We start from the raw sequence: 19,720 nt of genomic DNA, 5'->3' as shown, positions 1-19,720 counted from the left end.
TTATTTCCTATCTTTTTCCCTTAACCGACAACCAAAACCCATCGCTTAAAAAATCTCATAATGCAACAAACCGGGACTAAAACCATCTGGCAGGTGATCATGGCCTCTTCTGCCGGTACACTGATAGAATGGTACGATTTCTACATTTTCGGCAGCCTGTCGGCCATTATTTCGGAAAAATTTTTTCCGCCCAGCAATCCGGAACTGGCGTACATCGCTACGCTGGCCACCTTTGCTGTAGGCTTCATCGTAAGGCCCTTCGGCGCCATCGTTTTCGGCCGCCTCGGCGACCTGGTAGGCCGGAAATACACTTTCCTCCTTACCCTGCTGATCATGGGCGGCTCTACTTTCGCCATCGGCCTGATACCCAGTTACCATACCATCGGGGTACTGGCGCCTATGCTGGTGCTGATACTACGTTTATTACAGGGCCTCGCGTTGGGCGGCGAATACGGCGGGGCTGCCACCTATGTGGCGGAACACTCCCCCAATCATCGCCGCGGCTACTACACCAGCTTCATTCAGACAACCGCCACGCTGGGGCTGTTCGTCTCCCTGGCCGTCATACTGATCACCCGCTCTGTCATGACACCGGCCGACTTTAACAACTACGGCTGGCGTGTTCCTTTTCTGTTGTCCGTGTTGCTGGTGATCATGTCTTACTACATCCGCATTCGCTTACAGGAATCCCCTTTATTCATCCAGATGAAAAAAGAGGGCAAAACATCGGCTAATCCCATCAAAGAAAGCTTTGGCAACAAGGAAAACCTGAAACTGGTACTGATAGCGCTCTTCGGCGCGGCCATGGGACAGGGCGTGGTATGGTATACCGGACAGTTCTATGCCCTCTCTTTCCTGCAGAAAACGATGAACATCGAATTTGTGCAGTCCAATATCATCATCGCGCTGGCGCTGTTGCTGGGCACACCGCTGTTTATTTACTTCGGCTCGCTGTCCGACCGTATCGGCAGGAAAAAAATAATGCTGGCAGGCATGCTCATCGCGGCACTGGCCTACTACCCGATCTACAAAGCCATGGACACCATCGGTGATGTGAAACAGAAGACGGAACTGACAGAACTGTACAAGATTGAAAGCAACCAGTCAAAAAATGACGCCGGACAATTTGTACAGCATACCACCAAGGTGCATACCTATTCCGATGGCAGCGTGCTACGCATCAGTGAAGGCAAACCGGAACTAACGGTCAACAATACACGGATGGCCATGCTGGTATTCCTGATTTTCGTACAGGTAGTGTTCGTGACCATGGTTTATGCGCCCATAGCCGCTTTCCTGGTGGAGATGTTCCCTACCAGAATACGGTATACCTCCATGTCGCTGCCATATCATATCGGCAACGGCGTTTTCGGCGGACTGCTGCCCACTATCTCCACCATACTGGTGACCAAAACAGGTAACCATCTGGCCGGATTAATTTATCCTATAGCCGTGGCCGTTATCTGTTTCGCAATAGGCCTGGTATACATTAAAGACAATAAAGGAGCTGATTTATAGAGGCTGGTCTTCAAAACAACGAAGGAGATCATCCCATGCCAGCTGCGGGTGCGCCTGCATCAGCTGTTTCACCTTCTCAGCATATGTGCGGCGAAACTGCTGGTGTTGGCTGCTCTCCGGGTTAAACGGCCGGTGTTGCGCCGCCCTGTTGATCTCAGCGATGGTATGCAGCAACGGCTGGCTGCCGCTGTGGACGGCAGATTTCACTACATGGTCCCACACATAGTTGACAGCCGTTTCATTGGGATGCACCATGTCTTCCTTATAAAAACGGTAGTCGCGCAGGTCATCGATCACCAGTTCATAAGCCGGAAAATACCAGAGGCGGGAAAATTTGTTGACCATATGATGCACTGCCTGCAGCAGCACTGCTTTGCTGAGGTTGTTTTCCACCACGCCGTCGCGTACATAACGCACCGGACTAACGGTGAAGAGTATATTTACTTTCCGGTTGCGGAAAAACAGCCGGTGCATCATGTTATCGAGGGCCGTCACGATCTCTTCCACTGTCAGCAGTCTTTTATAGAAGCTGGCAGCCGGCACCTTGTGGCAGTTGCCTGCCAGGTGGCTCCCTTCTTTCAGGAAATAAGCGTGGGCTGAGCCCAGCGTGAGCACGAGCCAGTCGGCCTGCTCCAGTGTTTGTATAGCCGCCTGCTGCGCGGCATTGATCTGTTCCAGCACCGTTTCCGGTGTGGTACCGGAGAAGCGGCTGTGGTGGTCCCAGCTGTGCCAGGTGTCCTGGTGCAGAAAGAGGTCGTCCCGGGTATACACTTTACCGTCCAGGTAAGTGGTGAGTGCCTTTGTGAGGCTCAGCGGGTTAAAGAGGATACCGTGTGGATTGAGGAGGGTATTAAAACGATGCTCCTGCAGTTTAGCCCCTATCTCTTCAGCGAAACAGGAGCCCATGAGCATGATTTTGTCGGTATATTGGATGCCCGGTTCTATAGTATCTACCGGGAAACTCAGGTGAAATTGCATGTATTAATCTTTAAACACCACGTCTGCCAGCTGCCGGGCGGCCTGCAGGGCGGTCATATCGAGGGTCAGCGGCACCTGGCGCTGCTGACAGAACCAGATCAAATTTTCTGTGTCCAGATTGCCTACCAGTTCATCTTTTGCCATCGGGCACCCGCCAATTCCTTTGATAGCGCTGTCAAAACGCCGGCATCCCTGTTCCCATGCGGCCTGTACTTTCTCTTCCCAGTTGTGGGGAGCGGAATGAAAGTGGGCGCCAAACTCCACGCGGGGATAAGCGGGTATCAGGTGCCGGAACAGGCTGGTGATCACGTCCGGATTGGCTACGCCTACGGTATCTGCCAGTGAAATGGTCGTAATTTCCATTTTCACCAGTTCATCTATCCAGCGTAATACGATTTCGGGACTGTAGGGGTCTTCATAAGGATTACCGAAGCCCATGGAGATGTACACGACCAGCTCTTTGCCGTTTTTGATACAGAGTTCCTGCATGGTCTGCACCTGTTCCAGTGATTCAGCGATGGTTTTGTTGGTATTTCTAAGCTGAAATGTCTCGGAGACAGAGAAGGGGAAGCCGAGGTAGTTGATTTCCTCATGGACCACCGCTTCTTCAGCGCCCCTCACATTGGCCACAATGGCCAGCAGCTTGCTGTGGCCGGCTGACAGGTCCAGCCGTGACAACACCTCGCGGGTGTCTGCCATCTGCGGAATAGCTTTAGGAGATACAAAGCTGCCAAAGTCGAGGGTGTCAAAACCTACTTTAAGCAGCGCCTGCAGGTAGTTTACCTTTTCTTCCGTGCTGATCATCCTGTGCCATCCCTGCATGGCATCACGCGGACATTCGATTAGTTTCATAGTCATTAGCGGTTACCAGCTACAAATTACGAATTTTACGCCAAGCGAGATCCGTCATTGTCATTGGCTACACTGTCCGCTGTTTCATGGCCTCATAGAGGATGATCCCCGCTGCCACTGACACGTTGAACGATTCGAAATTACCCGCCATCGGTATGCGGAACAATACATCGGATGCTTTGATGAGCGCAGGATAGACGCCTTTATCTTCAGAACCCATGATAACGGCTACCGGCTCACGGAGGTCGCAATCATAAAGTTTGATTTCTGTTTCCATTTCACTGGAGAGGACTTTGATACCGTTGAGATGCAGGGTATCGATCGCTTTCAGGAGGCTGTTCACCCGGCAGATCGCTATTTTCTCAAGTGCGCCGGCGGAAGACTTCATGGCTTCCTCATTGAGGGCCGCAATGCCTTTGTCGGGGATAATGATGGCCTGTGCGCCGCAACATACCGCGCTGCGGGCAATAGCGCCGATATTACGGACATCTGTAATACCGTCAAGTATAAGGAAGAGCGGTGTTTCTCCCTGTTCAATCACATGAGAGATCACATCCTGTAAATCGAGGTAGCTGACCTGGCCGGTGAGCGCAATAACGCCCTGATGATTGGCCTGGGTGAGGCCGTTGAGTTTCTCTACCGGCACTACATTGATGGGAATATTACCAGTAAGGGCTTTTTCTTTGATCTGAGGGATGATATCGCCGGTGGCGGAGCGCAGCATGTAGATACGTTCTATCGGTTTGCCGCTGTTGAGGGCTTCCATCACGGGCTGCCGGCCAATAATCAGTGACGACTGCTTCGGCCGCGGGCTGGCGGGCCTTTTGGGACCGCCGGATCTTCTTTCACCTTTGAAAGCGTTAAATTTTCTTTCCATTTGCTGCAAAGAAACGCATTTTCTGTCAATCCAGCTCCCCTTCCAGCATCATCAGCTTTATTTTCTGAATAGCGACAACAGAGATAGAATCAGTGATATCATAGTTTTTAACCATTTGATAGACTTCCTCAAACGGTAATTTTTTCACGAACAGTTCTTCGGTGTCTTCCGGTTCTGCTGTCCTCTGTTCCAGCTCCCGGGCCAGAAACACCACCCCAATTTCGTCAGTCACGGAATTGGACACCGCCAGTTCACAGATCACGTCCCACCGGTTGGCCACCAGGCCTGTTTCTTCCAGCAGTTCCCGCCTGGCCGTATCCAGCGGATATTCTCCCAACGGGCCGCCGCCTTCCGGTATTTCCCAGCTGAATTTTTTCAAAGGGAAACGGTACTGTCCCACGAGGTAGGTATTCTGCTGTTCGTCCAGCGCGATCACGCCGATCGCCAGGTTCTTGAAATGCACCACTCCATAGATACCTGGTCCGCCAGCCGGATTTAATCCTTCATGGTGGACCACCTGAATCCATTTGTTGTCATATCTTACCTCGCTGGAATGTATCGTCCAGGGATTCTTTGTAATATCCATGCTGCAAAGAAAAGGAAATTCCTCTATCAGAGCGTCAGGTAGAAATAAAACGAGTTGGTGTCTTTTTTGAAGCCTTTGGATTGATAAAGCTTCTGTGCGCCGGTGTTGGCCACATAAGTCTGTAACATCACCCAGGCGGCATCTGTTTTCCGCCCATGTTCTACGGCGGCATCCACCAGCGCTCCGCCAGCTCCTTTGCCACGATGCTCTTCCAGCACATACACATCGTTGAGCAACCATCCGCGCTTCATGCCCAGAGAGGTAAATAACGGATACAGCTGGGCAAAGCCCACGATCTCGTCTTTTTCAAAAGCTACAAAAATAACACTGTCCTGTTGTTTAAATCTTTCACTGATAAACGCCAGCGCGCCTTTGAAATCCGGCGCCTGATCAAAGTAACTGCGGTATGCATCGAACAACACGGCGACTTCGTTGGTATGCATGGTTGATGCCTGGACAACTTCCATAAGATCTGATTTATTTTGCGGGATCACATACCTTAAATTTAGCTCATTTCAGCGGACAAAAAAAAGATGCTCATCCGGTAAAAACCGGGGCGAGCATCGGACTTAACTTCTACCTTAAATATTTATTGCAGTTGCTTCTGTTTGTTTTTATTGACCGCATCATTGACAAGATATACGCCCCCTATCGTCACGAGGCTGCACAGGCCCATCATCCAGGTCAGGTTCTCTTTCAGCAATATCCATCCCAACAGCACGGCCACAATAGGGTTGATATAAGCATACACAGACGCCAGCGACGGCGGCAGGTTGTTCAGCGTAAACACATAAGCAGAATAACTAAGCACAGACCCTACCAGCACCAGGTACAACAAACTTTCCCATAACTCGGCCGTGAAGCTGTCTGCCGAAAATTGTTGCCCCATAAACAAGGTAGCGATCAGCAACATCACAATGCCACTGAACAACATCTGAAAACCGGCGCCGAAAAGATAGTTTACGCCCAGCGCCCACTTTGCGGTCAGCACAGAGCCCAGTGCCCAGAAGATACAGGCGAAGAAACACAACATAATGCCGAAGCGAAAATCCGGGTTCATGAGACTCGACAAATAATTGTAGAAGATCCCCGCCACGCCCGCAAATCCGAGCAACATGCCCACCAGCAGCTGTATACTGATGCGCGTCTTCTTCACCAGGAAATAGCTGAAGATGGTGATCCAGATAGGCACCGTGGCACTGATCACGGCCCCCAGCCCGCTGGGAACGTACTGCATGGCCCAGGTCATCAGGCCGTTGCTGCCTACCAGCATCAGCAAACCCATCACAAAGAGTTTGGACAATACTATTTTTTCAGGCAGCTTATAGCCTTTCAGGAGGAAAAAACCGGTCAGCAGCAACCCGGCAGTACTCTGTCTGATACCTGCCAGCATGATGCCGTGAATATGTCTGACGCCGATTCGTGAAGCCAGATAGGTGGTCCCCCAAAAGATACTTACAATAGCCAATGCGATATAAGCATTGGTGCTTGATTTACGCATATGTATACAGATTCAAAACAGTAGCAACAACTTCTTTCATTGTCTGAAAAGCCAACTGTACGTCGTTGGCCGTGGTACGCCAATTCACCAGCGCCGCGCGGATGCCCGGCTGACCGGCATAAACGGTGCGTGTCATACACACTACGCCGGTGGCGTTCAGCGCCTGGAGGAACCGGTCTACCGCCTCTTCCTGTTCAGCTGCCTGCACGTTCAGTGTAAAACACACCACGCACATTCTTACCGGTGCCAACAAACGGAAGGCCGGATGTTCGTTCAGCAGACCGCCCAGTTGTTGCGCCAAAGCCACGTTCTCTTCCACGATATGCCGGTAGCCGTCCTTACCATAGGCCATCAGCGAGAACCATGCAGGCAGAGCACGTAGCCGGCGCGAGTTTTCCGGGATATGATTAATGAAATTGAAATTTTCCGCGGGGTCGCCCAGGTAAGCGGCGCCTGCATTCTGAAACACGTCCACCTGTAATCCCGGATGGCGGGAGAAAATCATCGCGGCATCATAGGGAACATTCAGCCACTTATGTGCATCGATGGTGATGGAGTCTGCCTCCTCCCACCCGTTCAGCAGATGCCGGTAGTGCTCACTGCAGGCGGCAAATCCGCCGAAAGCAGCATCTACATGCAACCAGAAAGGATATTGTTTTTTCAGTTCCACGATGGCAGCGATATCGTCAAAATCCACCGTGTTGACCGTGCCCGCACTGGCCACATAAATCACCGGTTGACCATTACGCGACTCCAAATAGGCACGCAAAGCACTGATGTCCACACTTTCCCTTCCCGGCAACACCGGTATCTTTACCACGTTATCCCGGCCCAGGCCCAACATGGCCATGGATTTGGTCACGCTTGAATGCGGCACACAGGACACCACCTGTAAGTCGTGCAGTCCGGCCATGCCCTCTTTACCGATATCAATGCCACGTTGTTGGCCCAGCCACTGCCGGCCCAGCGCCAGCCCGGTGAAATTAGCCATGGTGGCGCCGGTAACGAAACAACCCAGGAATGCTTCCGGCAAACCAAACAGCTGTTTCAGTAAAGCAATGGTTTCCGTTTCTATGGCAAAAGCAGCAGAACCTTTATCAGATGAATTCAAATCCATCGTAGCAGCCAGCCAGTCGCCCATCAGCGCCGCCGGCGTTACACCTCCCGTCACAAAGCCCCAGTACCGCGGCCCTACGGCCGCTGTGACAGCATTGCCATACTGCTGCCGGAACAGTTCCAGTGCGGCCACGCCGCCCACACCCTCTGCAGGCATCACCTGTCTCACCGGTATGTCAACCATCTTGTCTGCCGCCAGCCGGTCGAGTGAGGATAAAAATTTACTGCTGAATTCTTTAGTCAACTGTAACAGGCGGTCGGTATGTTTTAAATCTTCCTGAAGCTTCATTATATAGGCGGTTTAAACGGGAATGGATAGATGCAACGATTTCAAGTGTCAAAATTGCGCATAAAAAAGATCATAAAACAGATTCAGTTTTGTGTTTTTTGAGCATATCAGTTGTTTAGTGGCAGGGAGCCCAGGGCTAAAGCCCTGGGTCACAATTAGCTCCCCTGAATTGAAGGCCGGGCCGTTTATTCAGAAACAGGGCCGCTAAGAACGCTATTGGAGATTCAAAGCAAAAACTACGTTCACAGTAAAATAAACCATACCCCAATGAGTTATTGTTTCACTCAATTGCATACATTCACAATAGAATAAACCATACCCCAATGAGTTATTGTTTCACTCAATTGCATACATTCACAGTAGAATAAACCATACCCCAATGAGCCATTGTTTTACCCAATTGCATCTGCAAATCATATTTGTAGTAAAATATCGCGCTGCATTGATCAGCGATAAATTTAAGTCGGACTTATATGAATACATGGCCGCTAACATCAGGCGAAGGTCACATGTATGCATTATTATTAACGGGATGCCGGATCACGTTCATCTCTTCATCCGGATGCATCCTGCAGAATCGCTCGCTTCCCTGGTACAGTACATCAAAGGAAGTTCATCCAGGTGGATCAACCATTATTACCCTTCGCAACGGCCATTTAGGTGGCAGGAAGGCTACGCGGCCTTTTCCTATTCTAAATCACAAATCCCCAGAGTATTCCGGTACATAAAAAATCAGGAAAAGCATCATCAGAAAAAAACATTTCAGGAGGAATATCAAGACATGATAAACAAATATGATAATCCCCCGGATGCAACAAACCCGTTACATCCGTTTCTTTAATCAGAACCCCAACACGCACACTATAAACATTCAACCAGAAAATTGGCGATTCCCTGTTTAAGCAAACAACTAACCGTGACCCAGGGCTTTAGCCCTGGGATGCCGAAAACAAATCCGGCCGCTCATGGTCCAGCAGCCAGCGTTTCCGCCATAGCCCGCCGGCGTATCCTACCAGCATCCCGTTAGCCCCGATCACGCGGTGGCAGGGCACGATGATGGCCAGTTGGTTTTTACCGTTGGTGGTGCCTACGGCCCGGATGCTTTTAGGGTTACCGATGCGGTGGGCCAGTTGCAGATAGGAGATCGTCTGACCGAAGGGGATGCGTGTCAGCTGTTCCCATACGGTTTGTTGGAAATCGGTGCCGGGCTGCTGAATGGGCAGGTCGAAGATTTTGCGTTCACCGGCAAAGTATTCATGCAGCTGCTGAGCGCATTCTAGCACCAGATGTGGTGGCTGAGGGAAGGCTGTCGCCGGTTCTTCCGTGAAGTTAACGGCCTGTATATATTCATGGGTGCCGCTAATCAGCAGCGGCCCTACGGGGGTGTCTATACGAAGATGTGACAATGCTGGTTCCATATCAAACATTTAATGGGGGTAATAAAGAGCGCCACAAATAAAAGATGGCATATGCCGCATGTTGTTGCCAGGGCCGGGCATATTCCTGTAACTGTGCCATTGTCGGTTTTGCTGGCAGCTGCAACCGTTGCCGGATAGCGTTTTGCAGTCCTACATCTTCGAGCAGTACGGCCTGCGGAAAACGGCTGTATTTCATCAACGTGTAGTTGGCCGACCAGTTGCCGATTCCTTTCAGTGCCACCAGGCGGTCACGCGCGGCGGCGTAGTCCAGCGTGGCCATTATTTGCTCCGACAGTTGCCCGCTGGCCAGCACTTTGGCCGTCTCAACAAGGTACAGTGCCTTACTGCGGGAAAACTGCATCGGGGTCAGCGCTTCCGGCGATAGGGAAGCGATGACGGCAGGATGTGGGTAAAGATAATAATCTGTTCCGTCAACCGGTGCATGATAACCAAAATGATGAATAAAACGTTGCCGCAGCGTGTAGGCGAAGGAGAGATTGATCTGCTGACCAATAATAGGCCAGGTAACGGCTTCAAACAAATCGGGCATGCCTACCAGCCGCAGGCCCCGGTATTCGGAGGCCAGGCCACGCAGCAGCGGGTCTGTCAGGGTGTAGTCGTAGAACTCACGCAGGTCTGCGTCCAGGTGGAGCCAACGGGTAACAAAATCCTGTATGTCTTTCTCCGGGAAAACAATACCAACAGGCGCCAGTACGGTCGCTTCAAGATAAGCGGCATCATTGCCCGGAGCAATCTCCACCACGACAGGCTCTCCTCCTGCCAGTATCATCCTGCGCAATTTCCCGTCAACGATATAATGTAAACACTCTTTGTCGGACCTGCCCAGGAAATGCAGGCACTCCTGAAAAGAGAAGTTGGCAGGGTCATTCACCGGGATCTTTATCTTTTGCATGGTCATTTGCAAAATTACTGAAACCAATCACAGGCACCACCCGATTCTTGTCATTTTGGCGTCGTTATTTAGAAGCTCCTGCCCGTAGGAAACTTCTAAATAACCACGCCCGGTGTCACGGTACCGCTAACCGACAGCCGTGCGAGAGGTAACGACAATACGGTTCCAGGCGTTGATCACCACAATGGCCATGGTTACAACAGCCACCTCTTCTTTTGTGAAGACAGCCGTAGCGGTGGAAAATACCTCATCAGGCACGTGCGTATCGGTCAGCAGTGTCATTGATTCTGCCAGCGCCTCTTCCATTTCCAGCATCGCCTGAAAGCCTGCCGGAAAAAGCTCCGAAACCTCCATTCTGGGCCCTATCGCTGACTTGATTTACACGTGATAAAAAAACTGTTCCCGGACGATTTTTCCGTCTTTTACTTCATACACGATGATCTCGTTACGGGAGCGCCGGCCAATACCTTTAACCGTCAGCTCTGAATGAAACTGTACCGCAAAGTACCCGTCAGCCACCACCGGGTCTGATATCTCCAGCAGGTGAATGGTTTCGATGTTGGCAAGAAATGCTTTCTCTTTGGCCATAATGGCGTTCCTTCCTGTGGTAACACGGCCGTCGGCTTCGATGTTAAGACAATCTTCGTGCAACAGTGTCTCCTGCGCTTCCAAGAATTTCCATTCCCGGCAAAGGCCAACCAGCTGTTGAGCTAATGTGTGGATAGTAGTCATCGTCAATATTGATTGACACAAAATAATCATAAAAACAGACACCAGAACAGATACAGAATTACTTACTTTTGACCATAACAGATTTTATTTCGGGAGATGAATAACAGGAAAGATTTTTTGTACCTGCAGCTGGCTGACAAGATCGAGGCCATGATCATCAACGGCACCTATAGTATCGGCGACAAGCTGCCGTCGGTACGCAGCCTGCATGCGGAGCATGGTATCAGCATCAGCACCGCCCTGCAGGTATACGTACACCTGGAAAGAAAAGGCTGGGTGGAAGCACGGGAAAAATCGGGCTATTATGTCAGCTACTCCCGGCAGCAGCTACTGCGACTGCCGGAGATATCTGCGCCATCACGCACGCCCGCCCTGGTGAAAGTCAGCGAACGGGTATCGCTGGTGCGCCATACGGTAGCGCGCGAAGGCATCGTTTCCCTGATAGGCGCCTCACCGCATATCAGCCTGCTGCCGGTGGCCAAGCTGAACAAAGCTCTACGGCAGGTGGCCCGCGAAGAGAAAAATACGTATATCCCTTACGGTGATATTGACGGCTATCTGCCGCTACGCAGGCATATAGCGCGGCTGTCGCTGGCGTGGGGCGGCAGCGTGGCAACAGAAGACATCACTGTTACCAATGGAGCCATCGAAGCGGCCAATATCTGCCTGCGCGCCGTGGCAAAGGCCGGCGATACCATCGCCATCGAATCGCCGACGTTCGTAGGGCTACTCCAGTCTATTGAGAACCTGGGCATGAAAGCACTGGAAATACCTACCGACCCGGTCACCGGCATCTGCCTTGACCAGCTGGAAACAACGTTCAAAAAAGGGAAAGTGGCAGCCTGCCTTCTTATCAGCAATTACAACAATCCGCTGGGCAGCTGCATGCCGGACAAAAACAAACAGCAGCTGGCGCACCTGATAGCACAATACCAGATACCACTAATTGAAGATGATGCCTACGGCGACCTGCATTTTAATGCGGAACGGCCGCGTACCATCAAAAGCTATGACCGTGCCGACCTGGTACTGTACTGCTCCTCTTTCTCAAAATGCATCGCCGCCGGCCTGCGGGTCGGTTGGATCATCAGCCGGCGCTACCACGAACGGCTGGCGCGGCTGAAGTTCATGTCTTCCGCTGCCACCGGACTCCTGCCGCAACTGGTGCTGACGCGGTTCCTGGACCAGCAACGGATGGACCTTCACCTGAAACCATTGCGACAGGCGCTTCGCACGCAACAGGCACAGATCAGCCACGCCATACAACAGTATTTCCCCGCCGATACACGGCTCACCCGTCCGGAAGGCGGTCTTAGCCTGTGGGTGGTGCTGCCTCCCAAAGTGGACGGCTGGGAGGTACACCGCAAAGCGCTCCGGCAACAGATCGCCTTTACGCCCGGCAGCTTGTTCTCCAGCCAGCAGCAGTACAACAACTGCCTGCGGCTCTCCAACGCCAATCCATTTGATGACGACCAGCACTGGGCTATACAAACAATCGGCAAACTGATACGCCAGCAACTGGACGGCCGCCGTTAAATATCAGATTACATTTTGTACTTTTGAAGCATATCAGATTTCAGGATTATGATCAAGACTGCCGACCATCTGTATCTGCAGGTAGCAGACAGAATAGAACAGATGATAGAAAAAGACGTCATGAAAATGGGGGAAAAACTTCCTTCCGTGCGCATGCTCAGCAAACAACAGGGCATCAGCCTGACGACCGCCTTTCAGGCTTATTATCACCTGGAAGGAAAAGGACTGATAGAATCACGTCCAAAATCGGGATATTATATCTGCCGCAACGCCCGCCGCATGGCGCCCATGCCGGGCACGTGCGCGCCTGTACGAAAACCGGTCAGCGATGTCACCGTCAGTGATATGGTGATGGAAGTGTTCAGCCACATATCCAACGACAACATTCTGAAATTCTCCGTGGCCACGCTGCCCGTGAGCGTGCTGCCTTCCGCCAAAATGGCCAAGGCGGTGGTCCACGCGCTGCGTGAACAGGAGGCCGGCGGTATGGGATATGAACCGCTGCAGGGCAATGAGCTGCTCCGCAACCAGATCGCCCGGTTGTCGCTCGGCTGGGGCGAAGTATTCACCGCCGATGACGTGGTGACCACCCACGGCTGCATGGACGCGCTCACCCTCTGCCTCACCGCCACTACACAACCAGGCGATACCATCGCGCTGGAAAGTCCTTCTTATTATGGCGCATTACAGCTGGCGGAAGGCCTCGGCCTCAAAGTGCTGGAAATACCGACCAATCCCATTACCGGTGTAGACCTCGATTACCTGGACAAAGCTATTCCGCGGCATAAAATCAAAGCCTGCCTGTTTGTGACCAATTTCAACAACCCGCTCGGTTGCTGTATGCCTGATCAACACAAACGGGAACTGGTAAAAATCGTGGAGAAATATGACATCGCGCTGATTGAAGATGATATTTACGGCGATCTCTATTTTGGTAAACAACGGCCGCTTACCTGCAAAACATTCGACAAACAAGGCAACGTACTGCTGTGCAATTCCCTGTCAAAGTCAGTGGCGCCGGGCTATCGCGTGGGATGGACCATGCCAGGCAAATACAAGGACAAAGTCCTGCGCATGAAACATCACCATGCTATTTCCTGTACATCGCTGACCCATGCGGCGGCTGGACATTTCCTGGAAATAGGCCGCTATGATTTTCATCTGCGCAACCTCCGTAAGATGCTGCATACCCAAAGCCTCCGCTATGCGCAGGCCATCTGCGAATATTTCCCGGAAAGTGCCCGCGTAACGCGTCCTCAGGGCGGTTGCGTGTTATGGGTGGAACTGGACGACCACATCAATACGTTTGAACTGTTCCAGCAAACACTCAAACACAAGATCAGTTTTTGTCCCGGCCGTCTGTTTTCATTGCAGAACCGGTACAACAACTGCATGCGCATCAGTTATGGTAATCCGTGGAGCAAGCAGGTGGAAGAAGGGTTAAAGACGATCGGTAAACTGATCCACAAAATGGAATAGGGCTAAAATAGTGCTGCCGGACACTGGTGTGAAACACTAAACACGACCAGCGCCCGGCAAGCAAAATATTTGGAATTATACATTCAATGGCAACCTTGTAACTTATCAACTGTAAATCAAAATATCTGATATAAAAAAGAAACACGTCGTTGTTGGGTGCTTCAGGATTAAACCGGCGGCAACCGCTGGTTGTCGGCAGTTTAACCCTGGACCCCCGGATGGACCATCAGTCCACCATCTATAGTATATTCTCCGCCGGTTATAAACCTTGCTTCGTCAGATACGAGGAAGGACACCAGACTGGCCACTTCTGTTGCCTCTCCCAATCTTCCCAGCGGAATACTGGCCGTCATTTTATCTCTGATAGCGCCGGCCTCTTCATGGCTGACACCAATTTTTTCGATCAGGGGCGTATCAATAGGCCCTGCATTCACTACGTTAACTGTTATCTTACGGGGCGCCAGCTCTCTGGCCAATGTTCTGGCCACAGCGTTGAGCGCCGCTTTACTGGCTGCCAGCACTGTGGTGCCCGGCATGCCTGCGTAGGCGTTAATGGCGGATAGAAAGACTATACTGCCACCATCGTTGAGCAAAGGGAGTAACTGTTGCGCAGTAAAAAAGGCCCCTTTGAAATTGATGTCGATGATTTCGTCAAACATCTCCGTAGTTACCCCTTCAAAAGGAGCAAACTTCGCGATGCCGGCGTTGATAAACAGGATGTCTACCTTGCCATAACGACTACGCGCGTACTCTGCCAGCTTCTTTGAGTCCTCCAGCTTAGATTGGTCTGCTGTTAATCCTTCCGCCGGAAAACCGAGTGCGTGTACGGCCCGTTGCACCGCACCCGGATTCCGACCGGTTATCAATACCTTTGCTCCTTTCGCCAAAAATTCAGCTGCTGTTGCATATCCGATGCCACTGTTACCTCCCGTGATAATAGCGGTCTTGTTCCTAAGCTGGTCCATTCTGATGGTTCTTGTAATTGATTTATTTAAAAGTATCAATGTTTCCCGGTAAAAAAATAGAGATGCCCGTCTCTATTCGCTTTATCGGATATTTATTTATTTAAAACTATCGATGTTTTAGCCGATAAAAAAAGCTGTTTGCTCAGCTTAATTGTAAAAAGAACAATGATAATTGTTTCATCATCTCCTTGTTGATCGTCAGCTCCACAATACGTCCGTTCTTGATGGAATTCAACACTCCGCTGTCTACCAATATCTTCACGTGATGCGAAACAGTAGGCTGTGACAAGGAACAAAGACAACAAACATCACCGCATACTATGCTGCCCTTTTGGGCGATCTCCATAATAATTGATAATCTGTGTTTATCGGCTATGGCATTTGCTGCTTTTTCTATAATTCCCACATCCATGACACAAAGGTAATGCTTTTTTTGAAACATCGAAATATTTCAATGAATTTTTTTTGGGGGTGATGACTACATGGTAGTGCCTGCTTTTTCTGCGAGTTTGTTCCGGCGATACGCCGCCGGGCTTACACCATAGTATTTACGGAACAACCGGCTCAGGTGACTTTCATCGGTGAAGCCCAGTTCATCGGCTATCTCCCCGATCGTGAGACCGCTGTTTTCCATCCGTAACTGCACCAGCTTCAGCTTATAGCTGATAATAAACTGCTGGATGCTCTCTCCTGTTTGTTTCTTGAAAAACTCTCCTATATAATTTACCGACAGGTTGAACTTCGCCGACAGCGCCTCCAGCTTCAACTGATCAGGATAATAGATATGCTGACGGATATGGGCGATCATCCGGCCGATCAGCGGCCCTGTTCCTTCCGTACCGACCATCTCCACCTCTTCTGTTACATTACGCGCGATAATATTCAGCAACAGCGCTACATACAACTGCAGGTTGGCTTCGTAGTACGGCGGCCGGTGCTGGTATTCCTGTACCATATTCCGGATCAGCGCCGTGATCATCTTACAATCATCCGTATGTTTGATCAGCACCGGCTCATGACGGTTGTGCTGAAAGAAAACGTACTCCAGCTGCCTGAGCCACTCACAGATACGCCGGCGTTCTTCCGTGGAACGCCGCTTCTCCAGGAAATTCCCGGAAAACCGCACCGACGTAAAACGCGTGGGCTTCGTTACTTCAAAACCACGGCAATCGCGGGGCGTAAACAGGATCACGCTGCCCGGTTTGTACGGGAAACGGTTCTGGTTCACCACACGGGTACCTTCTCCCTCCCATATATGGATGATCTCAAAAAAATAATAAATCAGCGGGCGCGATTCCCACTCGCTCATATCTGCCTCAAACAATTCAAAAGGCATATGCAGGTTTCTCTCTCCCATAGCCTCCAAAATTACAACAGAATCCCCGGATTATACCGACGGCGCCGCCAGTCGCGCTGCTACTTTTGCAACAGCAAAGTAAAAAATCATGAAACTACTGGAACCTATAGCCACACCGGAGCTGTCACTGGCCAACCGCATCGTGATGGCCCCCATGAGCAGAAGAAGGGTGGAAAACGAAGGCGTGCCCAGCGGACTGTTAGCCCGTTATTACGCACAGCGCGCCAGTGCCGGCCTTATCATCGCCGAAAGCACCGTTGTCAGTCGCAGCGGCATGGGCATCTCCCTGCTTCCCGGCATCTACAGCGAAGAACAGATAGCCGGCTGGAAAAACGTCACCGATGCAGTACATCAGCAGGGCGGCAAAATATTCGTACAACTGGTACATTCCGGCCGCATCGGCCATCCGCTGAACATCCCCGGGGGACTATCACCGGTGGCCCCTTCTGCTATTGCTGCAGCAGGCACTATTTCCACACCGGCCGGCACACAAACATTGCCGGTGCCGGAAGCATTGTCCGCCGAAGCGGTGGAAGAAATGTACCACCTTCATATGCAGGCCACCCGCAACGCCCTGGCAGCGGGCTTCGACGGCGTAGAGCTGCACGCAGCCCACGGTTACCTGATGGAACAGTTTATTCATCCTGCCGCCAATCAACGTACCGATCAATACGGCGGTAGCATTGAAAACCGCTGCCGGCTGCCTCTGCGCATACTGGAAGGCATGGTGGCCATCGCCGGCGCAGATCGCGTGGGAGTGCGTTTTTCGCCATTCGCATCATTGAACGGCCTGTCTCCTTTCGAAGAAGAAACAGCCACCTACTGCTACCTGGCTACTAAACTCGATAAGATGAAAATACGCTTCATTCATCTGTCAGACCAGTCCTCCAACGGCTACCCGCCTATACCGCCGGCATTCACGGCCTTACTGCGTGAACAGTTTCATCAGTGGCTCATCCTCGCCGGCGGCTACAATGCCGACACTGCACAAAATGCGCTGCAACAGTTCAGCGCCGATCTCATCGCCTTTGGCAGGCCGTTCATCTCCAATCCGGATTTAGTGGCCCGCATCGCGCAGCAGCAACCCTTTGCGCCGGCAGATAAATCCACTTTCTATGAAGGCGGCGCCAAAGGGCTCATCGACTACCCCTGTATGGCTGCCTGCGCTAGTAGCTAAGCTGGCATTTTTTGTTTATCTTTAAGGCTTGCGTTGCCCATGACCGGGGCCGCGCAAGCCTATATGCCAAACAAATAACCGCCCATGTATAGTTTGAAAAACCGTAGCCTGTTGACCGTTGCTTTGCTCACGCTGATGGCCTGCCACCAAACGCCGGCCACACACGAAAGCACTGATGCCGCACCACCTGCACACGCCACCATGCGCGTGATCTCAGAACCGTGCGCCGTTATCTATACGCCAAACCATCATAAACAGGAAAAACTGAAACAGGAAAACGGCGACGAGAGCTTTTATGCACTCGCCAATGACAGCGAAACCTGTATCAGCGACTGCCAGGATTTTCTTCAGAACAAAGCGTTCAAATCTGTTACGGCCGAAGGCGGAAAAATCACTTTCCGCCATCAGGACGGCGGCACCACCGTCATCGATCTCGACGATCCCAAATATACCTGGGAAGTGTTTCTCTTCGATGGTAAAAAAGTCACCAATATCGACATCACGGACATAGAAAGCGAATACCAGAAAGTATTCATTTAATTATTGGATCATTTTGATATTTTAAATGAGCATCATTGCATTAAAGCGTCAATAATAAAATATCAAAATAGTATATAACCCAGCGTAAATCCAACATACTGCCGGTGCGCCTTTAGCTGGTCCTTCGTCCCCGCATTTTCCCCCAGCGGCGCAAATCCCTGAACATAACGGAATTCAGCGCTAAACCGCTTACGAAACGTATAACCGGCCCCGATAGTAAACCCTATATCATTTTTGGTGGCATAACCCTTGTCCATAGTGCCATTTCCATAGTTATCCGAGCGCAGCAGGATGCCCATATACGGCCCGGCAAACACCTCCAGGTTGTATTTCCGGTAAGCGATGCTTACAGGGAACAAGTCCAGCCGTGATTCGTTTTTCTGCATCGCCAGGAAAACATCATGTTTTAAAGCGACCGATTTCCCTATGGGAGACAATGCGCTCAATCCCGCCAGCCATCCGGACGCAGCATAACCTGCCACGCTGTCTTTTGCAGCACCGTATACCCGTGGCAGTTGTACACCGGCTTTCACCTGCAGGGAGAAAGCCGGCAATTCCTGGGCCCTTGCGCCCGACATCACTAAAAGCAACAAAAAGATACCTGCTGTTATTTTCATACGATCAGAATTGAATATCCCACACCGCGGCGGCCCTTTCCAGCTCTACCAGCGCGGAAGCGTGACGATAAATGGTTTCATAATATTGTTGCTGCACATCATTGTAGGTGCGCTGTGCATTGAGTACTTCCAGCAAGGAGGTTTCTCCCCGCTGGTAACTGTAGCGGCGGCCTTCCAGCACCTTTCGGGCTTCCTCCAGCAGCCCGCTGTCAAACTGTTCCCGCTGCCTGCCGGCGCCGAGGTAGCTGAACCAGGCCGTCGTCACTTCCGTCTGCACCTGTAACAATGTTTGCCGATATACTGCCTCCTGCTGCCTTACGCCGGCATTGGCCGCCAGCAGATCGCCCCTGTTGCGGTTGGAGAACTTCAGCGGGAGACTGACGCCTGCTGATACAGTATTCATCGACGGCGTAGGTGCGACCACGTTAGTCACCACTGCAGCATTATTGACACCGAGGGTGAGGCCCAGGTCTATCATCCTGGCCGCTTTTGCCAATTGCAGCGTCTTCACCGACACATCTTTTTGCCGCAGGGCCGCCAGCAGGTCCGCCCTCTCCTCCTGCGCACGGGCCACCAGCTCCGGCAGCGAAAAACGCCGTTCAAAGCGGTCCATGTCGCCAACAGGGCTTACCAGCGTATCGCCATGATAAGCGCCAGCCAGCTCATTCAACTGCACCAGCGCCGTTTTCATTTCTGCCGCCACGCCAAACGCTTCATTGAGCAGCATCCCTGCTTCCACGCGCGACTGCCGCGCGTCAGCCTCGGGTATCAGGCCGGCTTTGAAACGGATACTGTCTGCCTGCGCCAGCTGTAACATATACAGGTACGCTTCCATCTTGATATCATATAACCGTTGCTGTTGCATCGCGTTCAAAAACGCCAGCGTGGCGTCTGCCCGCAGGTTACGGAAGTAGTCTTCCAGCAGGTAGCGGGCCACCTCCTGCTCACTTTTAGCCAAACCTATCCGTGCGTGCCTTTTACCGCCCAGCTCCAGCGTATAACCGATGCTGCTGCTGAAGCCATACCCCTGCTGCATCCGGCGCTGACCGTTGTCAAACACGCCGGCACTGATTTCCGGGTCAGGAAAAACTTTCGCCATCAGCACATTGGCGGCCGCCACGTCTATATTGAACTTCTCAGCGGCATATCCCAGGTTGTGCTGTCTTACACCGGACAGATAAGTGGCAAAGTCCAGCTGTTTTTCCTGTGCGGCGGCCATGCCGCTATATAAAAGCCATAAAAACAACAGCCCTCTTGTCTTCATAAAAA

The 19,720-nt window shown here is 51.5% G+C and carries 22 protein-coding genes; 6 read left to right on the top strand and 16 right to left on the bottom strand.

The features are described 5' to 3' along the window. The first annotated feature begins 60 nt into the window (after nucleotides 1-60). Nucleotides 61-1,518, top strand: a complete 1,458-nt coding sequence (locus tag ACTJJS_RS10000) for an MFS transporter (protein WP_440663562.1) — start codon at nucleotides 61-63, stop codon at nucleotides 1,516-1,518. On the opposite strand, the gene ACTJJS_RS09995 is transcribed toward ACTJJS_RS10000, so the two are convergent. The 7 genes from ACTJJS_RS09995 to ACTJJS_RS09965 all read right to left on the bottom strand — a co-directional run bounded on the left by ACTJJS_RS09995 (nucleotide 1,513) and on the right by ACTJJS_RS09965 (nucleotide 7,717). After that, nucleotides 1,513-2,496 carry a GSCFA domain-containing protein gene (locus ACTJJS_RS09995; RefSeq protein WP_440663560.1) on the bottom strand — a complete coding sequence of 328 codons (984 nt, stop codon included), beginning with the start codon at nucleotides 2,494-2,496 and terminating at the stop codon, nucleotides 1,513-1,515. The genes ACTJJS_RS10000 and ACTJJS_RS09995 overlap by 6 nt on opposite strands. Nucleotides 2,497-2,499: 3 nt before the next feature. Then, nucleotides 2,500-3,348, bottom strand: coding sequence for a hydroxymethylglutaryl-CoA lyase (locus ACTJJS_RS09990; RefSeq protein ID WP_440663559.1), 849 nt, complete (start codon nucleotides 3,346-3,348; stop codon nucleotides 2,500-2,502). A 67-nt stretch (nucleotides 3,349-3,415) separates the two neighbouring features. Continuing rightward, the gene (rlmB, locus tag ACTJJS_RS09985; RefSeq protein ID WP_168872790.1) at nucleotides 3,416-4,225 is read right to left on the bottom strand and encodes a 23S rRNA (guanosine(2251)-2'-O)-methyltransferase RlmB; all 810 of its coding nucleotides are present in this window, start codon (nucleotides 4,223-4,225) and stop codon (nucleotides 3,416-3,418) included. Nucleotides 4,226-4,250: 25 nt separating this feature from the next. Next, the gene (locus tag ACTJJS_RS09980; protein ID WP_168872789.1) at nucleotides 4,251-4,811 is read right to left on the bottom strand and encodes an NUDIX domain-containing protein; all 561 of its coding nucleotides are present in this window, start codon (nucleotides 4,809-4,811) and stop codon (nucleotides 4,251-4,253) included. Between the two features lie 26 nt (nucleotides 4,812-4,837). Next, complete coding sequence (locus tag ACTJJS_RS09975) at nucleotides 4,838-5,278, bottom strand: N-acetyltransferase family protein (protein WP_440663558.1); 441 nt, start codon at nucleotides 5,276-5,278, stop codon at nucleotides 4,838-4,840. Nucleotides 5,279-5,400: 122 nt separating this feature from the next. Next, the gene (locus ACTJJS_RS09970) at nucleotides 5,401-6,312 is read right to left on the bottom strand and encodes an EamA family transporter (protein ID WP_440663557.1); all 912 of its coding nucleotides are present in this window, start codon (nucleotides 6,310-6,312) and stop codon (nucleotides 5,401-5,403) included. Next, nucleotides 6,305-7,717 (bottom strand): pyridoxal phosphate-dependent decarboxylase family protein, encoded by a 1,413-nt coding sequence (locus ACTJJS_RS09965; protein ID WP_440663556.1) that lies wholly within the window; start codon nucleotides 7,715-7,717, stop codon nucleotides 6,305-6,307. Before ACTJJS_RS09965 ends, ACTJJS_RS09970 begins: the two co-directional genes overlap by 8 nt. Before the next feature lie 379 nt (nucleotides 7,718-8,096). On the opposite strand from ACTJJS_RS09965, the gene tnpA reads away from it, so the two are divergent. Further along, nucleotides 8,097-8,558 (top strand): IS200/IS605 family transposase, encoded by a 462-nt coding sequence (gene tnpA, locus ACTJJS_RS09960; protein ID WP_440663555.1) that lies wholly within the window; start codon nucleotides 8,097-8,099, stop codon nucleotides 8,556-8,558. 88 nt (nucleotides 8,559-8,646) lie between these two features. On the opposite strand, the gene ACTJJS_RS09955 is transcribed toward tnpA, so the two are convergent. The 4 genes from ACTJJS_RS09955 to ACTJJS_RS09940 form a co-directional block, all read right to left on the bottom strand. Further along, complete coding sequence (locus ACTJJS_RS09955; RefSeq protein ID WP_440663554.1) at nucleotides 8,647-9,135, bottom strand: methylated-DNA--[protein]-cysteine S-methyltransferase; 489 nt, start codon at nucleotides 9,133-9,135, stop codon at nucleotides 8,647-8,649. A gap of 1 nt (nucleotide 9,136) precedes the next feature. Further along, complete coding sequence (locus tag ACTJJS_RS09950; RefSeq protein WP_440663553.1) at nucleotides 9,137-10,048, bottom strand: DNA-3-methyladenine glycosylase family protein; 912 nt, start codon at nucleotides 10,046-10,048, stop codon at nucleotides 9,137-9,139. Between the two features lie 126 nt (nucleotides 10,049-10,174). Continuing rightward, entirely contained in the window at nucleotides 10,175-10,402 is a 228-nt protein-coding gene (locus ACTJJS_RS09945) for a hypothetical protein (RefSeq protein WP_440663552.1), read from the bottom strand. Nucleotides 10,403-10,426: 24 nt separating this feature from the next. Next, nucleotides 10,427-10,780, bottom strand: a complete 354-nt coding sequence (locus ACTJJS_RS09940) for a SnoaL-like domain-containing protein (protein ID WP_440663551.1) — start codon at nucleotides 10,778-10,780, stop codon at nucleotides 10,427-10,429. A gap of 96 nt (nucleotides 10,781-10,876) precedes the next feature. Here ACTJJS_RS09940 and ACTJJS_RS09935 point away from each other — a divergent pair, with 96 nt between their 5' ends. Together ACTJJS_RS09935 and ACTJJS_RS09930 are read left to right on the top strand one after the other, a co-directional pair. Next, complete coding sequence (locus ACTJJS_RS09935; RefSeq protein WP_440663550.1) at nucleotides 10,877-12,316, top strand: PLP-dependent aminotransferase family protein; 1,440 nt, start codon at nucleotides 10,877-10,879, stop codon at nucleotides 12,314-12,316. 48 nt (nucleotides 12,317-12,364) lie between these two features. Then, the gene (locus tag ACTJJS_RS09930; RefSeq protein ID WP_440663549.1) at nucleotides 12,365-13,795 is read left to right on the top strand and encodes a PLP-dependent aminotransferase family protein; all 1,431 of its coding nucleotides are present in this window, start codon (nucleotides 12,365-12,367) and stop codon (nucleotides 13,793-13,795) included. Nucleotides 13,796-13,995: 200 nt separating this feature from the next. Here ACTJJS_RS09930 and ACTJJS_RS09925 read toward each other — a convergent pair whose 3' ends face one another. From ACTJJS_RS09925 to ACTJJS_RS09915, 3 genes are all read right to left on the bottom strand, one after another. Next, nucleotides 13,996-14,760 (bottom strand): SDR family oxidoreductase, encoded by a 765-nt coding sequence (locus tag ACTJJS_RS09925; protein WP_440663548.1) that lies wholly within the window; start codon nucleotides 14,758-14,760, stop codon nucleotides 13,996-13,998. A 142-nt stretch (nucleotides 14,761-14,902) separates the two neighbouring features. Beyond that, on the bottom strand, nucleotides 14,903-15,172 hold the full coding sequence (locus ACTJJS_RS09920) for an ArsR/SmtB family transcription factor (RefSeq protein WP_168872777.1): 270 nt from the start codon (nucleotides 15,170-15,172) through the stop codon (nucleotides 14,903-14,905). A gap of 66 nt (nucleotides 15,173-15,238) precedes the next feature. Then, complete coding sequence (locus tag ACTJJS_RS09915) at nucleotides 15,239-16,117, bottom strand: AraC family transcriptional regulator (protein WP_440663547.1); 879 nt, start codon at nucleotides 16,115-16,117, stop codon at nucleotides 15,239-15,241. Nucleotides 16,118-16,205: 88 nt separating this feature from the next. Between ACTJJS_RS09915 and ACTJJS_RS09910 the strand changes: the two genes are divergently transcribed. Continuing rightward, nucleotides 16,206-17,294 carry an alkene reductase gene (locus ACTJJS_RS09910; RefSeq protein ID WP_440663546.1) on the top strand — a complete coding sequence of 363 codons (1,089 nt, stop codon included), beginning with the start codon at nucleotides 16,206-16,208 and terminating at the stop codon, nucleotides 17,292-17,294. A gap of 84 nt (nucleotides 17,295-17,378) precedes the next feature. After that, on the top strand, nucleotides 17,379-17,834 hold the full coding sequence (locus ACTJJS_RS09905) for a hypothetical protein (RefSeq protein ID WP_440663545.1): 456 nt from the start codon (nucleotides 17,379-17,381) through the stop codon (nucleotides 17,832-17,834). 62 nt (nucleotides 17,835-17,896) lie between these two features. On the opposite strand, the gene ACTJJS_RS09900 is transcribed toward ACTJJS_RS09905, so the two are convergent. Further along, nucleotides 17,897-18,451 (bottom strand): outer membrane beta-barrel protein, encoded by a 555-nt coding sequence (locus ACTJJS_RS09900; RefSeq protein WP_440663544.1) that lies wholly within the window; start codon nucleotides 18,449-18,451, stop codon nucleotides 17,897-17,899. A gap of 4 nt (nucleotides 18,452-18,455) precedes the next feature. Beyond that, nucleotides 18,456-19,715 (bottom strand): TolC family protein, encoded by a 1,260-nt coding sequence (locus ACTJJS_RS09895; RefSeq protein WP_440663543.1) that lies wholly within the window; start codon nucleotides 19,713-19,715, stop codon nucleotides 18,456-18,458. Nucleotides 19,716-19,720 lie beyond the last annotated feature (5 nt).

Source organism: Chitinophaga sp. 22308 (genome assembly GCF_052045305.1).
Lineage (GTDB): Bacteria > Bacteroidota > Bacteroidia > Chitinophagales > Chitinophagaceae > Chitinophaga > Chitinophaga varians_A.
This window is presented reverse-complemented; position numbering and strand designations above follow the sequence as displayed.